Here is an 18344-nt window from a genome sequence, read left to right as displayed (position 1 = left end):
TTACCTGTTTATCTTGCACACTTTTCTTGATCGGACGATCGCATAACCAGGCCGTGTAACCTTTCTGCACTTATCCAGCAAGCCCTAATTATTCAATTTTTTAATCTAAAATTCTCAATAATTAGGACAAAATTTGAGCGAGTTTTAGACCTCAAACCCTGATTCAGTCGTGGGGTGATATTATTTTAAGATGTCCGATGTGCAGCTAGCTTTGAAAAAACAGCTCCTGAAACCGTAAGCCATGTAAACTTTTTGAAACCGTTCAAAAAAATGTCCAAAAAATTGAAATGTATACTCTTAACTCGTATAGCCTGTCATCTGTCATTAGATAGACTTACAAAACAATGAAAATTTTTACAGCAAATTGCGGTTTCATCTAAATGTTACAAATTATTAAAAAAATCAAAACCTGATACTGGAAACCCAATTATAATCGTCAAAAAGCCTTAAATTAAACCAGTTTACGTAAACTTATGAAAGTTAATTAAAGAAAATGTAAATATATCAGTGGAACTACGGAAATTGATAGATATAATACGTGGTAGGGACGTGCATCTACTTCGGTGATTTGAATAAGGCTGTGAATAATATGCGTACTTTGATTAAGCTCACAACAACGGCAACTCTGGCTGCCTGCCTGCAAGTAAATACAGTCGGGACCGCAAATGCGGCTCGACTTGCCAGCAACTCCACTACCAACTTAACAAAAGATCGATCGACCTCCACAGTTGGGACCCTTACACCAACATCTAGGTTTGGAACTTACGAAAAATACGAACCAGACCCGAACGGGAACCCTAAAAGTGACGGTACGGGGACGCGCTGACCCCCATTTTTCAATCTTCTATTCGACCAGATTGAGCAGCAGATTTGTACCAATTGCAGTAGTGAATTAAGGTGTGCGTGCACCAATCCGGATCTGTGAGAGGATAGTCCACCCGGTAGTGACCGCCGCGGCTTTCCGTGCGAAACGCAGCACTTTTGACAATTAAGTAGCCGATATCCAATAAATTGCCAACTTCTCCCCAATTTCGCAAAATCGAGCTATTCTCCGCATCAGCAGGCGAAAAATCAACAATTTGTCCGGGCTGCAAATTATCAAGCGCTTGACTCAAAGGCAACGAAGCAAATTCTTGCCGCCAAATCTCAACTTGGACGATCGCACTTTCCAAATCGCGTTGTCCCCGGCAAATTCCCGCACTCTGCCACACCAAATTCGGTAATTCGACCCGCAACTTTTCGATCGCCTCAATGTCCTTTTCAGAAATCGATTTTTCTAAGATTTCTCCCGCCTCAAACTGATCTGCGAATGCCTCGGGCCTTCCACCTTCTAGCTGCAAAAGTCCCATCTGCGCCCCAAAAACCAGACACTCCAGCAGCGAATTGCTCGCCAATCGGTTAGCGCCGTGTACCCCCGTGCTCGCAGTTTCTCCCACCGCGTACAAACCCGGAATCGACGTTTGGTTAAATTTGTCAGCCACAATCCCTCCCATCCAGTAATGGGCAGCGGGCGTCACCGGCACCGGTTCGGAAAAAATATCAATTCCCCAATCAGCGCACACTTGAATAATATTCGGAAACCTGTAGCGCAGTCGATCGACAGCAATCGGGCGCATATCCAGCCAAACATGAGGTTCTCCCGTCTTCTGCAAGTGGCGGAAAATAGCGCGGCTGACAACATCCCGAGGGGCGAGTTCCCCGCTGGGGTGAGAGTCAAAAGCAAAGCGATATCCTTTACTGTCAACCAAATGAGCTCCTTCTCCCCGCACCGCTTCGCTAAGGAGAAACCGAGGCGCGCCCGCAGTGCTCAGCGCCGTCGGGTGAAACTGCACAAATTCTAAATCTCGCAGCAGCGCCCCGGCGCGCCAAGCAATTGCCACCCCGTCCCCGGTACTTACCGACGGATTGGTCGTTTGAGCAAAAACCTGTCCGCCGCCGCCTGTGGCCAGCACCACTGCCTGGGCCCGCAGCCACTTGACTCGCGAACCGCAAATCGAGCTAATGCCCTGACAGCGCCCGGTTTCGTCTAGCCACAGACTCAAAGCAAAGGCAGGAGATACGAGTTGAATGTTTTTGCGGCTCAATACTTTTGCTGTCAGGGTACTGACAACCGCTTTGCCCGTAGTGTCGGCGGAGTGGAGAACTCGGCGGCGGGAGTGGGCAGCTTCTAGGGTGAGGGCTAAATCTGGGCCGGTGCGATCGAATGCAACGCCCATTTTCACGAGGGAGTCAATGCAAGCTGAAGCTTCTTCGACTAAAAATTTCACCGCCTCCAAATCGCAAAGACCCGCTCCCGCAGCCAGTGTATCCTGAATGTGAAGTGCTGCTGAATCTTCAGGGGCGATCGCCGCGGCAATCCCTCCTTGAGCCCAATCACTAGCAGAAACAGGCAGGGTATTTTTATTGATCAAGCCCACCTGCAAATGCTCTGGCAGGCAAAGTGCTGTGTACAAACCCGCCGCGCCAGCACCTATTACCAATACGTCAAATTTGTCAGTCATAAGTCTGCCGCCAGTCGATTTTAGATTTTAGATTTTAGATTTTAGAATTGACTCCACAGATGAATCTGGGGAGTAGAACTAAGGTCTGTCGATCGAGTTTATATTTTAGATTTTAGATTAAAGAATTGAGTATACAGATGAATCTGGGGAACCCGCTTATTTCAATCTAGGGAATTTTGGCAGGGTTTTTCCGAATAGTGGTTGAAAGTAAGTCTTGATAAATTAAAGGCAGAAGTCATCAGCCTCTAGAAAAAAAATCTTTTCTTTCTACCGAATGCCTTCTGCCAAATGACTTCTGCCTTTAAATGAGGCCCGCTGCTACCTAGTCGTAGAGACCATTATTTAATCTGGTGTCTCCTTCAATAAAGACTGATTCAACATCAGTTACGGTGAATTTGTCCAGGTTAGCTTGCAGCACTTTTTTCTGAGCTTCCGTCAAGTCTGAAATGTTGAGTACGTCCTCAACTTTTTCGTAAGGAGCATTCTTAATAATTACTCGAGCTAAAGTGGGATACAACCCTCGAAAGTCCCGAAAGTCCCGGACGGCGCTGTTGTTCAAATCAAGTTTTTTGCCGTATTCTGTGGCAAGCTTGTCATCGGCGCGATTGGTTCTAACCGGAGCTTCAACAGCTAGGAGCGAGGATGATGGCAAGACGATACGGCTCAAGGTCGCCGCGATCGCGCTTTCGTCTCCAGCCCATGCAAAGCAGCCCAGCACTAAGCCCAATACTGCCAATAGACGACCCAATCGTTTCATGAAGTTTTGTCTCCTAATTTCATACACAGCATTTATGTAGAGACTACCATTTTGCTTATGCAGTTTTTCAGATAAATCCGCAACACGTAGAGGGCTGTTATAAACTTTACATTAAGGTATTGACATCACGGACGATATATGATACCTCTGCCAATTTAGGCATCGCAGGTAATTTTATAGAAGACCCTCCAAATTAACAACTCGGACTGGCATTTTAAAGGGTTAATTTTTGCCCCCCACCCAATTTTCTAGCTATCGAGAATTCTTTCCTTTCGTTTTGAGAAAAGCGTTCAAGTCAGCATAAGTACCGCCGTAAGTCACGGTGGGAGTGTCGTAACCCTTCAAAGAAACTGTGTGCTGCTCGAAAGCGTCCTGGGCACCCAATTGCGTCAGGTATTTGTAGGTCGTTTCTCCCACAGCGATATCCTTGCCGAGTTGCTTGGTGCAAGATTCCAGGCGAAATGCTGCGTTTACAGTATCTCCCAAGGCGGTATAGTCCGATCGGTCGCTGCTGCCAGAATTTCCCACCATTGCATAACCGGTATTGATGCCGGCCCCGACTCGCAAAGGAAAAGGCAGGGGGTAACGGCTGCTGAGTTCGTCTGTTGCCTGGTGCAGTTCGCTCAAAGCTTGGCAAATCCGCATCATTTCCTCGCTGCTGACACCGCTGGTTTTGTGGAACCAGACGGCCATGATGGCATCGCCGATGTATTTGTCCACCCAACTGCCGTGTTCGCGAATGATCAGTCCTGCTTTGCGGAACCAACTGCCGATGACTTCTGAGAGTAGGGTTTCGTCTAGCTGCCTAGTCAAAATAGTAAAGTCTCGGATGTCCATTACCATGACGCTAATCAGGCTGCGCACCGTCAAAGTCGCCGTAAAATCGTCAGAGTCTGTGTCGTGTATTGGCTCTATCCGGTGGCCGCCGGTTGGGTTGTAGAAGTCCAATTCGGTTTGACCGAAAATAATCCGATCGCCATTTCTGAGAGTGACAGGAATGCTGACGCGCCGCCCGTTGACAAAGGAACCGTTGCGGCTGCCCAAGTCGATCAGGTAGAACTCTCCTGTCTCCATTTGCTGTAACATCGCGTGATTACGGGAAATCCAGCGATCGGTCAGTACAAAATTATTGTCATCGCTCCGCCCTACTGTCCAGCAATTGCTGCCGGAGAGCGGCAAGTAGCGATTGCCGCTTTTTTCTGTACGAAGTACCAAATGTGGATTGGCTTGCAAAGTCACCACAGCCCTAGAAACTACATCAAGTCAACCGATTTGAGGTTTTAAACTTAAAATTTTAACTTTACCGCGCCGCTTATAACTGAGATTGCTGCTAAAAAACCTCAAATCTGCCGTTCTCAAATCTAAAATTGTTTAGTCGATCGTCGATGCACCGGATCCATACAGGATTGCCGAACCACAATTCGATCGCCAGCGAAGGTAGTTATTGTTAGATCATAAGCGAAAGTGCCATATTTTTCACCCCAAAAATGTATCTGGGGAGTTAAATTTGCTGCTTTTTGCCGAAAATATAACTATGTACCAATATTCTACCGAATGTCACGGCTCCCCCTGCGAGCCAAGTTTTATTTATGTTGAGGGGGCGTAAAAAAACAGAAAAATGGCTCTCCGGCTCAGACCGATAATTGTTAAACACAAGGTATCTTTAAGATTTGTTGCTTAACTTCTGGTTTTTGAAGATATCAACAAAGCCTTTTCCTCGCTGCGGCGGTCAATAAATTAGAAACACGAGAATTTTATGTTGTCGAAAAGAATTTTGCCTTGTCTGGATGTGAAAGCCGGTCGCGTGGTCAAAGGTGTCAATTTTGTCAACCTTCAGGATGCTGGCGATCCCGTAGAAATGGCTCAGGTTTACAATGATGCGGGTGCTGACGAATTGGTGTTTCTGGACATTACCGCGACTCACGAAGACCGGGACATTATTATTGATGTGGTGTACCGAACGGCCGATCGAGTATTTATCCCTTTGACGGTGGGCGGCGGCATCCAATCCTTAGACACCATTAAAAGTTTATTGAGGGCAGGCGCAGACAAGGTGAGTATTAATTCGGCGGCGGTGCGCGATCCGAGTTTAATTGACAAAGCCAGCGATCGATTTGGCAATCAGTGCATTGTAATCGCGATCGACGCCCGCAAACGGCAAGATGCGGATAATCCAGGTTGGGACGTGTACGTGCGCGGAGGGCGAGAAAATACCGGCAAAGATGCGATCGCCTGGGCCAAAGAAGCCGAACAGCGCGGCGCTGGCGAAATTCTGGTGACAAGCATGGACTCGGACGGCACTCAAGCCGGTTACGATTTGGAATTAACCCGAAGCATCGCCGAAATAGTCGAAATTCCCGTCATTGCTTCCGGCGGCGCCGGCAACTGTCACCACATCTACGAAGCCGTGACACAGGGCAAAGCAGAAGCTGCACTGCTGGCTTCCCTGCTGCATTACGGGCAGCTCAGTGTAGGAGAAATTAAAACTTATCTAGCAAAATGTCAAGTTCCCGTGCGACAGCAGCAGCCATTAGTCATTAGTCATTAGTCAGTGGGTGGATAGTCGGGCGCATCTCATATCTTGCAACATTTTAAACAAACCGCTCTGCGGGTTCACTCAAGCGCCCTCTCACAGTGCAAACAGGCTAAATAAATCCGCCCCCACCCCACGATAAAGCCCGTTATTGACATTGATACCGCTATGTGAGGCGCATCCGAAGGCACTTATATAGAATTTTTGTGATTCTACACAAGTGCCTTCTACATAAATGTGTTGGGGCGACCCGCGCCAGTCATCTAGAAATATTCCCTGAGAAGGATTTCAAATCTCAGCTTTTTCAGCTAAATATTATATATTAGCTCGATTTGAGAGAGAGCAACGGTTGCTTTTCTCAAACTTAAGTTAAAGATTGTGCAGAATTTGAGTGAGTTTCAGCCTGTTAACAATCTTAGCGACGATCAAAAATTCTAAAAACGGAGAAATTCTGTATGTCTTTTATCAGCTTTAACTTCCCTACCAAGCGTTTAGTTCGCACTTTAATAGCTGTTTGTTTTTGTGCCTTGATGTTTGTGTCTAATGCTTTCCCGGCTTTTGCCGTTACCAGCAGCCCCACCAAAGGTGAAGACAAACTTTTGGGTATTGAAAAAGAATCTCAAGAAGTTACCCTGAAAAAACCGATGTCCTTGGAAGAAACTCAAAAAAAAGCGAGCGAAGGGCCCAACGAAGTTCAGGGAGCCGCTGACATTGAAAAAATGAAAAATCCTTCCAACACAAACGCTACATCCTTTGAGCAACAAGTCAAAAAAGCTGTTGGTAACATCAAAGACTAACTCAGCGCGCAGTAGTCCGCCGACATTTGTCAGTATAAAAGATTAGGGACACGGCACGAAGCCGTGTCCCTTGAAATGTCGTATCCAATCTCAATTTAGGTCTTTTTTTTAGAATTGGTATCAGATTGAATAAAAAAGTGGAAAGGACTTGGCATCTTTCGGCTTTACGAACACTCTTTGCTGGGGCTGCAAGTGCAAGCTATCGAATCTTTCTCTAGTCAAATTAGCGTTTACTACTTGACCGTCATCTAAGGTTAATTCTACCTGAATTTCCCATCCCAAATGAATCAAGCGACTGATTCTTGCAGGCACTGTTGCACTATTTTCTGTAGTTTCAATTACTACGTCGTGAGGGCGCAAGAAAATCTCTGGGTTGGCTGAGTCAAAGCCGTTGTCTTGAAACATCCTCGAACTGCTGGGCAATACATTGACTGGACCGATAAAACTCATTACGAAAGCACTAGCGGGATGGTCGTAAATTTCTGCGGGTGTGCCTACTTGTTCGATTTTACCTTTATTCATTACTGTAATGCGATCGGCAACTTCCATTGCTTCTTCTTGATCGTGCGTCACAAATACTGTGGTAACGTGAACTTCGTCGTGCAGCCGCCGCAACCAAGCACGCAAATCTTTGCGAACTTTGGCATCGAGAGCTCCAAAAGGTTCGTCTAGCAGTAAAACTTTCGGTTCCACAGCCAGGGCTCGGGCGAGGGCCACCCGCTGTCGCTGGCCTCCTGAAAGTTGCGACGGGTATCTATCGCCCAATCCTCCCAATTGCACTAAATTCAACAATTCTTCTACCCGCGATTTGACTTTCGCGGGCGGTGTTTTCTGAATTTGCATTCCGAAAGCGATATTTTTTCGCACTGTCATGTGCTTGAATAGCGCGTAGTGCTGAAACACGAACCCAATTTTGCGGTCTTGGACGCTAGTATTGGTCGCATCTTGTCCTGTCAGCCAGATTTTGCCGGAGTCGGGCATTTCTAAACCGGCAATCAGTCGCAGCAGTGTAGACTTGCCGGAACCAGACGGGCCCAGCAATGCGACTAGGGAACCGGATTCAATTTCTAAGCTGACCCGATCGAGTGCTTGGAAACTGCCAAACTGTTTTGATACGTTTTCTACAACTATGCCCATAGGAAGTTCGGCAACGAAGCCGTGTACAAAATTTAACAGATTTAACGGATGGAGGTTGAGCTTCGAGCTTCGAGCGAAAAAGGTTAATCTCCGGTTTGGGGATTGGTTAAAGTAAGTTTTTTATAGCACGATCGCACATCAGTTTGTTAATTTTAGGGTTTTGGCGATCGGTCAGTCGATTTTAGATTTTAGATTTTAGATTTTAGATTTACTTGCAGCTTTGAATCTGGAAGGTGGAACTTTGGTCTAAAATTTTGAACTCTCCAGGAAAGGAGTCTGGGCTTTGTATCCGTTTTTGGGCGCGGTCAAACACCGGAAAATTAACAAAAATGCACCTCCCAAACAAAACAACACAATTCTTTGCTCCCAAAGTTGGCGTTTGGTACTACAATGCAGCAAAAGTTCAAGCGTTTTTGACTTCAACGGCTGAGGGGATAAAGGAAAATGGGAGATGTTGGACGTGTGCCTGTAGGAATTATCGGCGCTTCAGGGTACGGCGGCGTGCAACTTGTGCGACTGCTGGCGGATCACCCACTGGCTGAAGTAGTCTATTTGGGTGGGGATAGCAGTGCGGGAAAACCTTTTTCCAGCCTTTATCCGCATCTGACTAACTGCATTGATTTGACAGTCGAGGCGATCGACCTAGAAAAAATAGCGGCAAAATGTGAAGTTGTGTTTCTGTCGCTGCCGAACGGTTTAGCTTGCAAAATGGCACCGACGCTGATAGAAAAAGGCTGCAAAGTCTTGGATTTGTCGGCTGATTACAGATTTGAAAATCTGGAAACTTACAAAGCTTGGTACGGCGGCGAGCGATCGGACTCGGAACTGGCTGCAACGGCTGTTTACGGTTTGCCAGAATTGTATCGCGATCGAATTAAAGACGCTCAGTTAGTAGGCTGTGCCGGCTGCTACGTTACTGCTAGTTTATTAGCTCTGGCACCTTTGCTCAAACAAGGTCTGATCGTGCCAGAAACAGCAATTATCGACGCCAAATCCGGTGCTTCTGGGGGGGGCCGCAAAGCCGAAGTTAATCTCTTGTTGGCTGAAGCAGAGGGTTCTCTGGGCGCTTACGGTGTTGGTCGCCACCGCCACACGCCAGAAATCGAGCAAATTTGTGGCGATTTAGCCGGACACGATATTAAAGTTCAGTTTACTCCTCACCTAATTCCAATGGTACGGGGAATTCTGGCGACTGTTTACGCAACTTTGCGAGATCCGGGTTTGGTGCGGGAAGATTTAATCACGATTTTTAGCGCTTTTTACCGCAATTGTCCTTGGGTAAAAGTGTTACCGGCTGGGGTTTATCCGCAAACAAAATGGGCTTGCGGTACGAATCTTTGTTATATCGGCATCGAAGTCGATCCGCGTACTGACAGGGTGATTGTGCTATCGGCGATCGACAATTTAATTAAGGGACAAGCCGGTCAAGGCATCCAGTGCATGAACTTGATGATGGGTTGGGAAGAAACTTTGGGTTTGCCTCAATTGGCTTTCTATCCTTAATTGAGAATTGGTAATTGGTAATTGGGTCGGGGCGGGTTTACGAGATGATTGGTTTTTAGGCAATTATTGTTTGTAAAACCCGCCCCTTGTATCTACAGGATCTAAATTCCCGATGCGCGATGCTCATCCGATTTTAGATTTTAGATTCAAGTTACTAATCAATTCTTCAATCTAAAATCTAAAATCTAAAATCTAAAATTGCCCGATGCCCAATTACCAATTATCCAGTGTTATTTTGGTCCGTAACCGATCGACCCTGCATAAATTGCCCGATCGCCCAATTGGTCTTCAATCCGTAACAAACGGTTGTATTTAGCCACCCGTTCGCTGCGACACAGAGAACCAGTCTTGATTTGGCCGGCACGAGTCGCTACCGCCAAATCGGCAATTGTGGTATCTTCAGTTTCACCAGAACGGTGGCTGATGACCGATCGATAACTGTTCCGTTTACCGAGGTCGATCGTATCCAAAGTCTCCGTCAAAGAACCAATTTGATTCAGCTTAATCAAAATCGAATTGCTAGCTTTCAAATCTATCCCTTTTTGCAGCCGCGTGCGATTGGTAACAAACAAATCGTCACCCACCAATTGAACTTTGCTGCCCATTTTCTGCGTCAGCGCTACCCAACTGTCCCAATCGTCTTCATGCAAACCATCTTCAATAGAAACAATCGGATATTTTCCGGCCAAACCATCCAAATAATCGATTAATTCTGCTGGCGAATGAGCCACACCGTCGTAAGTGTACTGTCCATCTTTGTAAAATTCGCTAGCAGCAACATCCAAAGCTAAAGCAACTTGTTCACCTGGCTTGTAGCCAGCTTTTTCAATAGCTGCAATCAACAAATCCAAAGCTGCTTGATTGGATTTAAGATTAGGCGCAAAACCGCCTTCATCACCCACACCAGTCAGCAAACCCTCAGCTTTTAAGACTTTGCTCAGGGATTCAAATACCTCTGCACCCCAGCGCAAAGCTTCTTTAAAAGATGGCGCACCTACAGGGACAATCATAAATTCTTGAATGTCCACATTATTGTCGGCGTGGGCGCCGCCGTTGATGACGTTCATCAAAGGCACGGGTAAAACGTTAGCTAAGGGCCCGCCCAAGTAGCGGTAAAGGGGGAGCCCTAAAGTCTCGGCAGCAGCCTTTGCTGTGGCTAAGGAGACTCCGAGAATGGCATTTGCGCCGAGGTTGGATTTGTTGGGGGAACCGTCCAAGTCAATCATGGTTTTGTCTACCAGCGCTTGGTCGATCGCATCCAGATTAGCCAAAGCGGGGGCAATTTTGTGTTCGACGTTAGCGACGGCTTTCATGACGCCTTTGCCGCCGTAACGTTTGTTGTCGCCGTCGCGGAGTTCGTGGGCCTCAAAAGAGCCTGTAGACGCGCCGCTGGGCACTTGTGCGAGCCCGACAACACCGTTAGCTAGGTAAACTTCAGCTTCAATGGTGGGGCGGCCGCGGGAGTCGAGGATTTCTCTGGCTTTAATAAATTCGATCGCAGTGTCTAGCATATTAACGATTCCTGACCTTACTCACGGTTTGATGACATTTGGCAGTCTGTTGGCTTTCCCACGCTGACTGCTGACGGGTAATAGAGTACGCGATCCCCAGAATTATTGCTGCACAGTTCAAAATATTTGCGGATTTGGGCAGTTTTGTGTCAATAAGCTAGGCTTGTTGCAGAACGACCAGAGGCAATTTTGACAGTAATTTAAATTTTTTAACCGCCGATTCACGCAGAGTTTCTAATTGAAACATTTGTTAAAATTAGAATATCAACAAAGTTACTTAACAAAGGAGAAACCTAAAATGTTAGAAACAAGCGTCGGAGAAATTATAGCATTAGCTGAAAATTCAGACCCAATTATTCCCGATCCGCCTAACATTCAATTATTAACAGGCCCATTGCCAAATCCCAGCGACCCCAACTTTTTTGACTTAACTCCCAATGACGACGCAGTTCTATTAGCAAATGGAATTCTGCGCAACACTCCGGGAGGTTTGCGGGCATTAGCCGGCAACGATTTCGTCAGAGGTTCAGGTGCCGCAGAACTGATGAACGGCAACAGCGGCATAGATACTTTAATCGGAGGTTGCGGCAGCGATACTATTCGCGGCGGTCAAGATTTTGACATACTTTACGGAGAATGCGGCAACGATTTAGTCAGCGGAGATCAAGGCGATGACTACGCTTACGGAGGCACGAGCAATGACTTTATTCGCGGCGGTAAAGGGAATGATGCTTTAGTCGGAGACAGTGGAAACGATACTCTAATCGGTGATGCTGGAATTGATAGACTTTGGGGAAAAGAAGGCGCAGATTTGTTTGTCATCAAAAGAGAAGCGGGAGCAACATCGCGGGAAATTGGTTCGGATCAACCGCCTCCAGTGCCCAATTTTAATACAGAGGAAGTGCCCGCAGATTTTATTCTGGATTACAATCCAGCTCAAGGAGATGTTATTGGATTAGCTTCAGGGTTAACGCGAAATGACATTGTTTTGACTGAAAAGTTTTTAACAATTGGTGATGCCAGAGATTACGATAGCAATGGCCCTTTTCCTCCGGGACAGCCTCGAACCGCTGATTTTAGAATTTTAAATACTAAGGCGACGGTGATTAGGGAAGCTAGTACCGGAAATATTCTGGGTTTGGTGAAAGATGTGTCGCCGGCTCAACTTCAGTTTACCTCTGTGTCTGAAAGCTCGATCGCCATTGGATAATCCTCAGAGGTTTATAGTAAGAACTAAAGTCCTCTATCAGAACTTTAGTCCTTACTAGAAAAAATTTTATTCGTTTCCAAGTTCTGCATTTCAAGACCAAAAATCCGCCACATCATATCCCATTTCGCTGAGCATTTGCCGCAGCAGAGGTAAGCTCAAACCGATCACATTCGTGTGACATCCTTCGATTTGTTCCACAAAAAAGCCGCCTTTACCTTCCAGTGCAAAACAGCCTGCACAGGCGAGGGGCTCTCCGGTAGCGACGTAGGCCGCAATTTGGCGCGAGGTTACTTCCCCAAAATGAACTTTTGTAACTTGACAGCGAATGAGCGATCGCGACCTTGCCTCATCAAAGTCATCGAATCTAGTATCAATTAAAGCATGACCCGTATATAATTCGCCAACCTTACCGCGCATTTTCTGCCAGCGCGAGATTGCTTCTTCCGCATCCTTCGGTTTGCCGTGAATTTCGCCATCTATGAGCAAAATTGAATCGCATCCCAACACCAAACACGATTTGGGATTGGGGATTTGCGGGTGAGAATTAGCCAGCAAAAATTTAACTACAGCCTCAGATTTTCCTGATGCTAAAACCTGCACTAATTTAGTGGCATCCCTCATTTGTATTTGCCCTTCATCAAAGTCGCTGGGGCAAATCACAGCTTGAATCCCAGCATTTTCTAGCAGGCTGCGGCGCGCCCGAGAAGCTGAAGCTAAAACAAAAGTTGGAATTTTCATAAGTTAAGAAGGAAGAAGGAAGAAGGAAGAAGGAAGAAGGAAGAAGGAAGAAGGAAGAAGGAAGAAGAAAGAAAAATCAACTATTCGCCATCCCCAACCCCCAGTCCCTCATTCCCCATTCCCTACTACTTTTTAACCTAATAAACAGAGAAAGATTTAACGACTTTCTCAAAAGCTTCTTTTACCTTTGGCCAGCGTTCTTCTGTAGTGGAAACGTTAAGCGTAAAAAGTTTGCCGCGGCTGACTGCTACACTCGCTAAGTTGTGCCGTTCTTGGTTTGGCAACTTAACGGCGTATTCTAAAATGTAATAGTTTTTCGATCGCGATTCGCGAGCTTCTGCATTGACTAATTCAGCTTCGCGGCCGGAATCACTCGGGGCGATCGCACTTTTGCTGAGCTTGTATCCCACATCCGTCGGCGTTCCCAAATCCGCCAGAGTTTTGTCCTTTGGGACTGGACTGATTACCACGCTGACGTTCTCGGTTTGCTGAATCAAATCGCGGAACACCACATCAGGCCCGTTAGAAACCGCGATCGGCAGCCAGCCGTTAGGATAGAGAAATTGATAGCCGTCGCCAGTATCAACGTAGCTTTTGAGTCCGGTGACTTTAGATACACAACCGGTCAAGGTGAGGCTCAGAACAACCAGAAGTATTGCCGCAATTCGTTTGAGCATTATTTTTACGGGTAGGCTAACACTAAAATATTTAATTTTAATTGTCTCACCAAACCTTGCCCCTAAAAATAGTTAAGCTATGCTCGCCGTTTGTGTACCGCCCGCGAGGCATAGCCGTATAGTCTAATTTTTAACAAAATCATTACAGGTGAGTCAGCCAGCTAATCAGTCCGTGCTTGGTAGAAATTTCTAAAGCCAAGAGAGAAACAAAACCAATCATGGCAAGGCGGCCGTTTAAGCGTTCTGCGTAGGGGGTGAAGCCGGTGCGGGGTTCGTCATCGATATATACTGTCGGTTCGATCGCAAAATTGTTCATTTTGCCTTGGTCGTCCAGCATTAAGCCTCTGTTAGTCATGTTTGTTTCCTAAATTGCGTTTGGTCTACTGTAAATAAATGTAACAGACTTGTGAAGATATGTAAAGGATTGTGAGCTTTTTTTTTAAAAAGACCTCAATATGACACCATTTTCAAAAAGAAATGCAACTGTCGGCAAGCTCTAAACCCTTATAGAATAAGTCTTTCCCAAATCTAAAATCTAAAATCTAAAATCTAAAATGGTATGACAGCGAACAGTAGACTCTGGGCCCCGGAGGGAGGAGGATAGAGTTGAGAGGCGCAAAAGTCGATGGTGTGTGCCAAATCCAGTCTGGGTTTGACGAAAATTGTGGAACGGAGGAAAAATTTATGCGGGCCAGTCTGGAAATGCGGTGGTTTTATAGCGGTGCGCTGCCAAAATCGATCGCTCAATGGTTTGGAAGCGACAGTCTCGGCGGGTATCTTTCACCTCCCGAAGAGCGGGAAGACATATATTTGTTAGTCCCTGGCTGCGACTACTTGGGAGTGAAGCTGCGCGGGAAAACATTAGAGGTAAAGTGGCGGCAAGCAGAGTTGGGGGCGATGCAGTTCGGCAACCGCTGGGAAGGCAAGGCCGAGAAGTGGCTGAAGTGGGTATGTGCTGACACGATGGCCCCGGTACCGGCGGATATTGTGGCGACAGGAAAGTGGGTGGGAGTCAGGAAAAAGCGAGCGCAGCGTCTTTACCAAGTTTCGGCCCCTGGTTCCCTGATGTCTGTGCCTGTGGAAGCCCCAATTCCCCAAGGTTGCACCGTGGAACTTACTCAGTTGAACATTAACGGCAGCGCGTGGTGGACTTTGGGATTTGAAGCGTTTGGCAGCGAAAGTTCTTTGACAGAAAGCCTGCAAACAGTGGCTACTTGGACTAGCAAGAGCTATCAGGCGCAAAAGTTGAAAGCTGAGGATTCTTCTGCTTATCCGATTTGGCTGGGCAGCAAGTAATATCAAATCCGGCTTTAATAATACCTCCTATATTCTTTAGTCCCTGTCTGCTGGGACGACAGTTTTTGTAGACGCGGTTTCAACCGCCGAGTCTAATCGAGGGGGTTTCTCACTATTCCCCCTCTGTCCCATTCTCCCCTTCTTTCATTCTCCCCACTCTGCCAGCAGTTCTCAGAATTTGACAAGCTAAAATTGCCGCCCCAAACCCGTTATCAATATTCACCACACCCACACCAGCAGCACAAGAATTGAGCATAGTTAAAAGAGGAGCAATCCCGCCAAAACTCGCGCCGTAACCCACACTCGTCGGCACAGCAATCACCGGACAATCTGCCAAACCCGCAACCACACTCGCCAAAGCACCTTCCATACCCGCAACCGCAATCAACACATCAGCATCAGCAATTACGTGCCGATTGCTCAGCAAGCGGTGAATGCCGGCAACTCCGACATCCCACAAACGTCGCACCTGAAAACCGCAAAGTTCCGCAGTAACTGCTGCCTCTTCCGCTACAGATAAATCCGCCGTTCCCGCACTGATAATAGTCACAGTACCCGGATGCTGGGGAGTTGGGGAATTAGCAGCAGAAATTGCACAAATTCGAGCCTTTTGGTAGTAGCACAAATCGGGTATTTTTTGCTGCAATTGCTCGAAAACTTCCGGTTCGATTCGCGTCGCCATCACCGCAGAATTTCGCCCGCGCATCGCCTCGATAATATCAACAATTTGGTCTGGCGTTTTCCCTGGGCCCCAGATTACTTCAGGAAAACCCGTTCTTAAAGTACGGTGGTGGTCAATTTTTGCAAAATCCCCCACTTGTTCAAAGTCAAAATGCTTTAATTTGTCTAAAGCGGAGCTCGGACTGACATCGCCGGCGGCCACAGATTCGAGTAACTTCTGTAAAATTTCAGGTTCCATTAATTAATGACAGATGAATGTGACTGCTGACTGCTATAGATTGCTCCGGGCGGGTTTATTTATCCGATCGGTCGATCGCACATACCCTGGTAAAACCCGCCCTACAGACTAATAAATGCTGAGTGCTGACTAATAACTATTCTGTTATTTTCAGCTCGTACAAATTCCAGAAAGCACCGCCGAGGGCACTGTAGCGAATTCCCGAAATGCGATCGCGCACCGCCTCAAAAGTCAGCGGATTCACCATATAAACAAAAGGCACTTGTTCAGCTATAATCCGCTGCGTCTCCCCATAAAGCTCCTTGCGCTTCGCCTCATCAAGCTCCTGGGAAGCCTTCACATAAAGGTCATCGATTTTCTGCTCCCAGTCGTACACTTCCCAACCTTTAATCGGCGGTTCTCCGGCTTGCGGGCCCTGGTTGAAACTGTGCAAAGTCCCATTGACCGACCAAATATTGTAGCCGCTGTGCGGTTCAGTACCTCCCGTAAAACCGCCGAGGTAAGTATCCCAATTCCGCGTCAACCGCAGCTTTTCCACATAAGTGTTAAAACTCAGGAACTGTGTATCAACTTGCATCCCCAGTTTGCCTAAATCTTGCTTAATTTGCGTTCCCATTTGTTCCCGAACTTTTTTACCCGCAGCCATCAACAAAGTAAATCGGACTTTGTTGCCCTCCGCATCCAATAATTGACCCTCACTATTATATTTGAAACCAGCACTTAACAGCAACTCTTTGGCTTTTTGCAGATCGTAACTGTAAGTTTTCAATCCCTGTTCTGGGGAAAGGTAGAATGGACTTTGCGCCGGAATTGGGGAATGCAGCGGTGCCCCAAGTCCGCGATAGATATTATTAGTCATGGCGGAGCGGTTGATCCCGTAGGCGATCGCCTGCCGAAATTCCTTAGTCGCGAACCACCGAGACTTAACCGGGTCTACAAACGGCTGATTTTGAGCATTGCGCCCCTTATTCAGATTGAAACACATAAACACGCTGCCAGTATCCGGGCCACCGTTGAAGACCGTATATTTGCCGCGTTTTTCCTCCCGTTTCAGCAGCGGAAACACTTCCGGCTGCACGTCCAGAGTATCCAAATCCCCCGATCGAAAATTCAGCAGTTGATTGTCAGTATTTTCGATAATTTGCCAAACAATTTGCTGGATGTAAGGCTGAAGATTTCCCTCCGCATCTTTGCGCCAAAAATACGGATTTCGTTCCAAAACAACGCGCTGATTAGGAGTATAGCTTAGCATTCGATATTGACCGTTGCCGACAATTTTTTTGGGGTCAGTATCCGTGTTCCAAGTAGCCAGGAATTTAGGTTTACCATCTGCATCTGTATTGTCTACAGATTCCTGTAAAATATGAGCTGGTAAAACTGGGATTCCCCCAGCATATCTAATAAAAGGAGCAAAGGGTTCTGCAACAGAAAATTCAACGCGGCGGCTGTCAATTTTTTTAACTTTTGGGAATTGGCGACTGTTGCCAACCCTCAGATTATCTTTCAAACCGCTAGGAATTTTGTCATTGAAATAAATCTTTTCATAGCTGAATATAATGTCATCAGTAGTCATCGGTTCCCCGTCCGACCATTTCAAACCCTCTCGCAGGGTGAAGACAACCTTTTTGCCATCTTTAGAAACCTCCCAGGACTCGGCTAAACCGGGTTCTAGGTTCGATGTCAAGCCGTTTTCGTTGATCAATCCCTCGTACATATAGCCAAAAACGCTGTATGCAGATTGATTTAGCGGGTAGTTAAAGGTGGCTGGGCCGCTGGGGGTGGGAACGATGAGTCTGTTTACTAAGTTCGATCGGGCTGGAGTGCACGCAGACAGAGTTATAGTAGCAATTGCCGCCAGTAAAATCGCCAGCCAGCGCAGTCTTGAATGTAGCATCATAGAAATTTTCATAATTTTTTAGTTTACCACCTGCGTGCAACTATGACTGAGATTGTAACCAACCGATAAATTTTACAGTGCGCGAAAAATACTTTATCCCTACTTCCTCCAAAGCATATTTAACTTCTGGTAGTTTGCGAAATTCTTTGACGTTGCCACTTAGAAATGCTTTGGTCTCTGTGAGGCGCAAGCGGGCATGACTCAAGATACAGTGTAAATTCAAATTGTCTGTTGGATCTTTTTCGATGATAGTTGTGTTTAAGCTTGCTTCGATAATCTCTGTATTTAATACAATCATTTCTGCCTTTTGCGACAGCATATAAATTGCTTCACGCAAGCGAAATTTAATTTCATCTATTCGATTGCTATAGTAAATCAATGACTGTTCTAGGTAAAAAGATAGAGATGCGACCTGTTCTGATGTCACATATCGCTTTGTTTCACTAACTTAACGCCCTAGCTGTTCCTTAAAATAGTTTTGTCTCTTCAACTTGTCCTCTAAAGCCGACAGAGACTCCATATAACAAATGCTGGGTATGACCAACTGAACTGATGACGATAAATCCCGCAGCAACATAATTGCTTCAGCCTCGCGCCCTGTAGCAATACTCATCAAAAAGTTTGTCTTGATGTATAAAATTGCCACCTAAGTTCACTCCGGATTTTGTTGTTCCACCTGCTAGCAGCGGCAGCAAACCGATTTCTGCTATCTGTTCAGACGCTGGGGGAATTTCTGATTTCCAGTGATAGGCTAAGTCATGCAGCCACGATTCTACCACTGTAGTTTAGACTAACCAAAGATGAGAACGGTGGCCAAAGAAGAACTAGAGCCACCGCGCCAGGAGAGAATGAGGGTGAAAAAGAAAAC

The 18344-nt window shown here is 46.5% G+C and carries 18 protein-coding genes; 6 read left to right on the top strand and 12 right to left on the bottom strand.

The window, feature by feature from the left end:
- The first annotated feature begins 589 nt into the window (after window positions 1-589).
- The gene (locus E5S67_RS27395; protein WP_172191961.1) at window positions 590-826 is read left to right on the top strand and encodes a hypothetical protein; all 237 of its coding nucleotides are present in this window, start codon (window positions 590-592) and stop codon (window positions 824-826) included.
- 10 nt (window positions 827-836) lie between these two features.
- On the opposite strand, the gene nadB is transcribed toward E5S67_RS27395, so the two are convergent.
- The 3 genes from nadB to E5S67_RS27380 form a co-directional block, all read right to left on the bottom strand.
- Complete coding sequence (nadB, locus tag E5S67_RS27390) at window positions 837-2501, bottom strand: L-aspartate oxidase (RefSeq protein WP_172191959.1); 1665 nt, start codon at window positions 2499-2501, stop codon at window positions 837-839.
- A gap of 322 nt (window positions 2502-2823) precedes the next feature.
- On the bottom strand, window positions 2824-3258 hold the full coding sequence (psbU, locus tag E5S67_RS27385; RefSeq protein ID WP_172191957.1) for a photosystem II complex extrinsic protein PsbU: 435 nt from the start codon (window positions 3256-3258) through the stop codon (window positions 2824-2826).
- A gap of 252 nt (window positions 3259-3510) precedes the next feature.
- Window positions 3511-4500, bottom strand: coding sequence for an FHA domain-containing protein (locus E5S67_RS27380; protein WP_172191955.1), 990 nt, complete (start codon window positions 4498-4500; stop codon window positions 3511-3513).
- A 514-nt stretch (window positions 4501-5014) separates the two neighbouring features.
- On the opposite strand from E5S67_RS27380, the gene hisF reads away from it, so the two are divergent.
- Complete coding sequence (gene hisF, locus E5S67_RS27375) at window positions 5015-5806, top strand: imidazole glycerol phosphate synthase subunit HisF (RefSeq protein ID WP_172191953.1); 792 nt, start codon at window positions 5015-5017, stop codon at window positions 5804-5806.
- Between the two features lie 440 nt (window positions 5807-6246).
- Window positions 6247-6588, top strand: a complete 342-nt coding sequence (locus E5S67_RS27370; protein ID WP_172191951.1) for a low temperature-induced protein — start codon at window positions 6247-6249, stop codon at window positions 6586-6588.
- A gap of 120 nt (window positions 6589-6708) precedes the next feature.
- On the opposite strand, the gene E5S67_RS27365 is transcribed toward E5S67_RS27370, so the two are convergent.
- Window positions 6709-7725, bottom strand: a complete 1017-nt coding sequence (locus E5S67_RS27365; RefSeq protein ID WP_172191949.1) for a sulfate/molybdate ABC transporter ATP-binding protein — start codon at window positions 7723-7725, stop codon at window positions 6709-6711.
- A 444-nt stretch (window positions 7726-8169) separates the two neighbouring features.
- Here E5S67_RS27365 and argC point away from each other — a divergent pair, with 444 nt between their 5' ends.
- Window positions 8170-9228 carry an N-acetyl-gamma-glutamyl-phosphate reductase gene (argC, locus tag E5S67_RS27360; RefSeq protein WP_172191947.1) on the top strand — a complete coding sequence of 353 codons (1059 nt, stop codon included), beginning with the start codon at window positions 8170-8172 and terminating at the stop codon, window positions 9226-9228.
- A 230-nt stretch (window positions 9229-9458) separates the two neighbouring features.
- Here the strand turns inward: argC and eno are convergent, their stop codons facing one another.
- On the bottom strand, window positions 9459-10739 hold the full coding sequence (eno, locus tag E5S67_RS27355; protein ID WP_172191945.1) for a phosphopyruvate hydratase: 1281 nt from the start codon (window positions 10737-10739) through the stop codon (window positions 9459-9461).
- Between the two features lie 298 nt (window positions 10740-11037).
- Here eno and E5S67_RS27350 point away from each other — a divergent pair, with 298 nt between their 5' ends.
- A complete protein-coding gene (locus E5S67_RS27350; protein ID WP_172191943.1) occupies window positions 11038-11949 on the top strand; it encodes a calcium-binding protein in 912 nt (303 codons plus the stop codon).
- Window positions 11950-12039: 90 nt separating this feature from the next.
- On the opposite strand, the gene E5S67_RS27345 is transcribed toward E5S67_RS27350, so the two are convergent.
- The 3 genes from E5S67_RS27345 to E5S67_RS27335 form a co-directional block, all read right to left on the bottom strand.
- Entirely contained in the window at window positions 12040-12687 is a 648-nt protein-coding gene (locus E5S67_RS27345; protein ID WP_172191941.1) for a Maf family protein, read from the bottom strand.
- Between the two features lie 137 nt (window positions 12688-12824).
- Entirely contained in the window at window positions 12825-13364 is a 540-nt protein-coding gene (gene psbP / locus E5S67_RS27340) for a photosystem II reaction center PsbP (protein ID WP_172191939.1), read from the bottom strand.
- Window positions 13365-13506: 142 nt separating this feature from the next.
- Window positions 13507-13719 carry a chlorophyll a/b-binding protein gene (locus E5S67_RS27335; RefSeq protein ID WP_172191937.1) on the bottom strand — a complete coding sequence of 71 codons (213 nt, stop codon included), beginning with the start codon at window positions 13717-13719 and terminating at the stop codon, window positions 13507-13509.
- A gap of 329 nt (window positions 13720-14048) precedes the next feature.
- Between E5S67_RS27335 and E5S67_RS27330 the strand changes: the two genes are divergently transcribed.
- Entirely contained in the window at window positions 14049-14660 is a 612-nt protein-coding gene (locus E5S67_RS27330; protein ID WP_172191935.1) for a hypothetical protein, read from the top strand.
- A gap of 112 nt (window positions 14661-14772) precedes the next feature.
- Here the strand turns inward: E5S67_RS27330 and larB are convergent, their stop codons facing one another.
- The 4 genes from larB to E5S67_RS32760 all read right to left on the bottom strand — a co-directional run bounded on the left by larB (window position 14773) and on the right by E5S67_RS32760 (window position 18255).
- Window positions 14773-15579, bottom strand: a complete 807-nt coding sequence (gene larB, locus E5S67_RS27325) for a nickel pincer cofactor biosynthesis protein LarB (protein WP_172191933.1) — start codon at window positions 15577-15579, stop codon at window positions 14773-14775.
- Window positions 15580-15715: 136 nt separating this feature from the next.
- Window positions 15716-17476 carry an ABC transporter substrate-binding protein gene (locus tag E5S67_RS27320; protein WP_172191931.1) on the bottom strand — a complete coding sequence of 587 codons (1761 nt, stop codon included), beginning with the start codon at window positions 17474-17476 and terminating at the stop codon, window positions 15716-15718.
- A 40-nt stretch (window positions 17477-17516) separates the two neighbouring features.
- The gene (locus E5S67_RS27315; RefSeq protein ID WP_246277005.1) at window positions 17517-17903 is read right to left on the bottom strand and encodes a hypothetical protein; all 387 of its coding nucleotides are present in this window, start codon (window positions 17901-17903) and stop codon (window positions 17517-17519) included.
- Between the two features lie 157 nt (window positions 17904-18060).
- Window positions 18061-18255 carry a hypothetical protein gene (locus tag E5S67_RS32760; protein ID WP_246277004.1) on the bottom strand — a complete coding sequence of 65 codons (195 nt, stop codon included), beginning with the start codon at window positions 18253-18255 and terminating at the stop codon, window positions 18061-18063.
- Between the last annotated feature and the right edge of the window lie 89 nt (window positions 18256-18344).

It is taken from the genome of Microcoleus asticus IPMA8 (genome assembly GCF_013179805.1).
Taxonomy (GTDB): Bacteria; Cyanobacteriota; Cyanobacteriia; order Cyanobacteriales; family Microcoleaceae; genus Microcoleus; species Microcoleus asticus.
The sequence above is the reverse complement of the archived record's forward strand: the minus strand, read 5'-3'. Positions and strand labels throughout refer to the sequence as shown.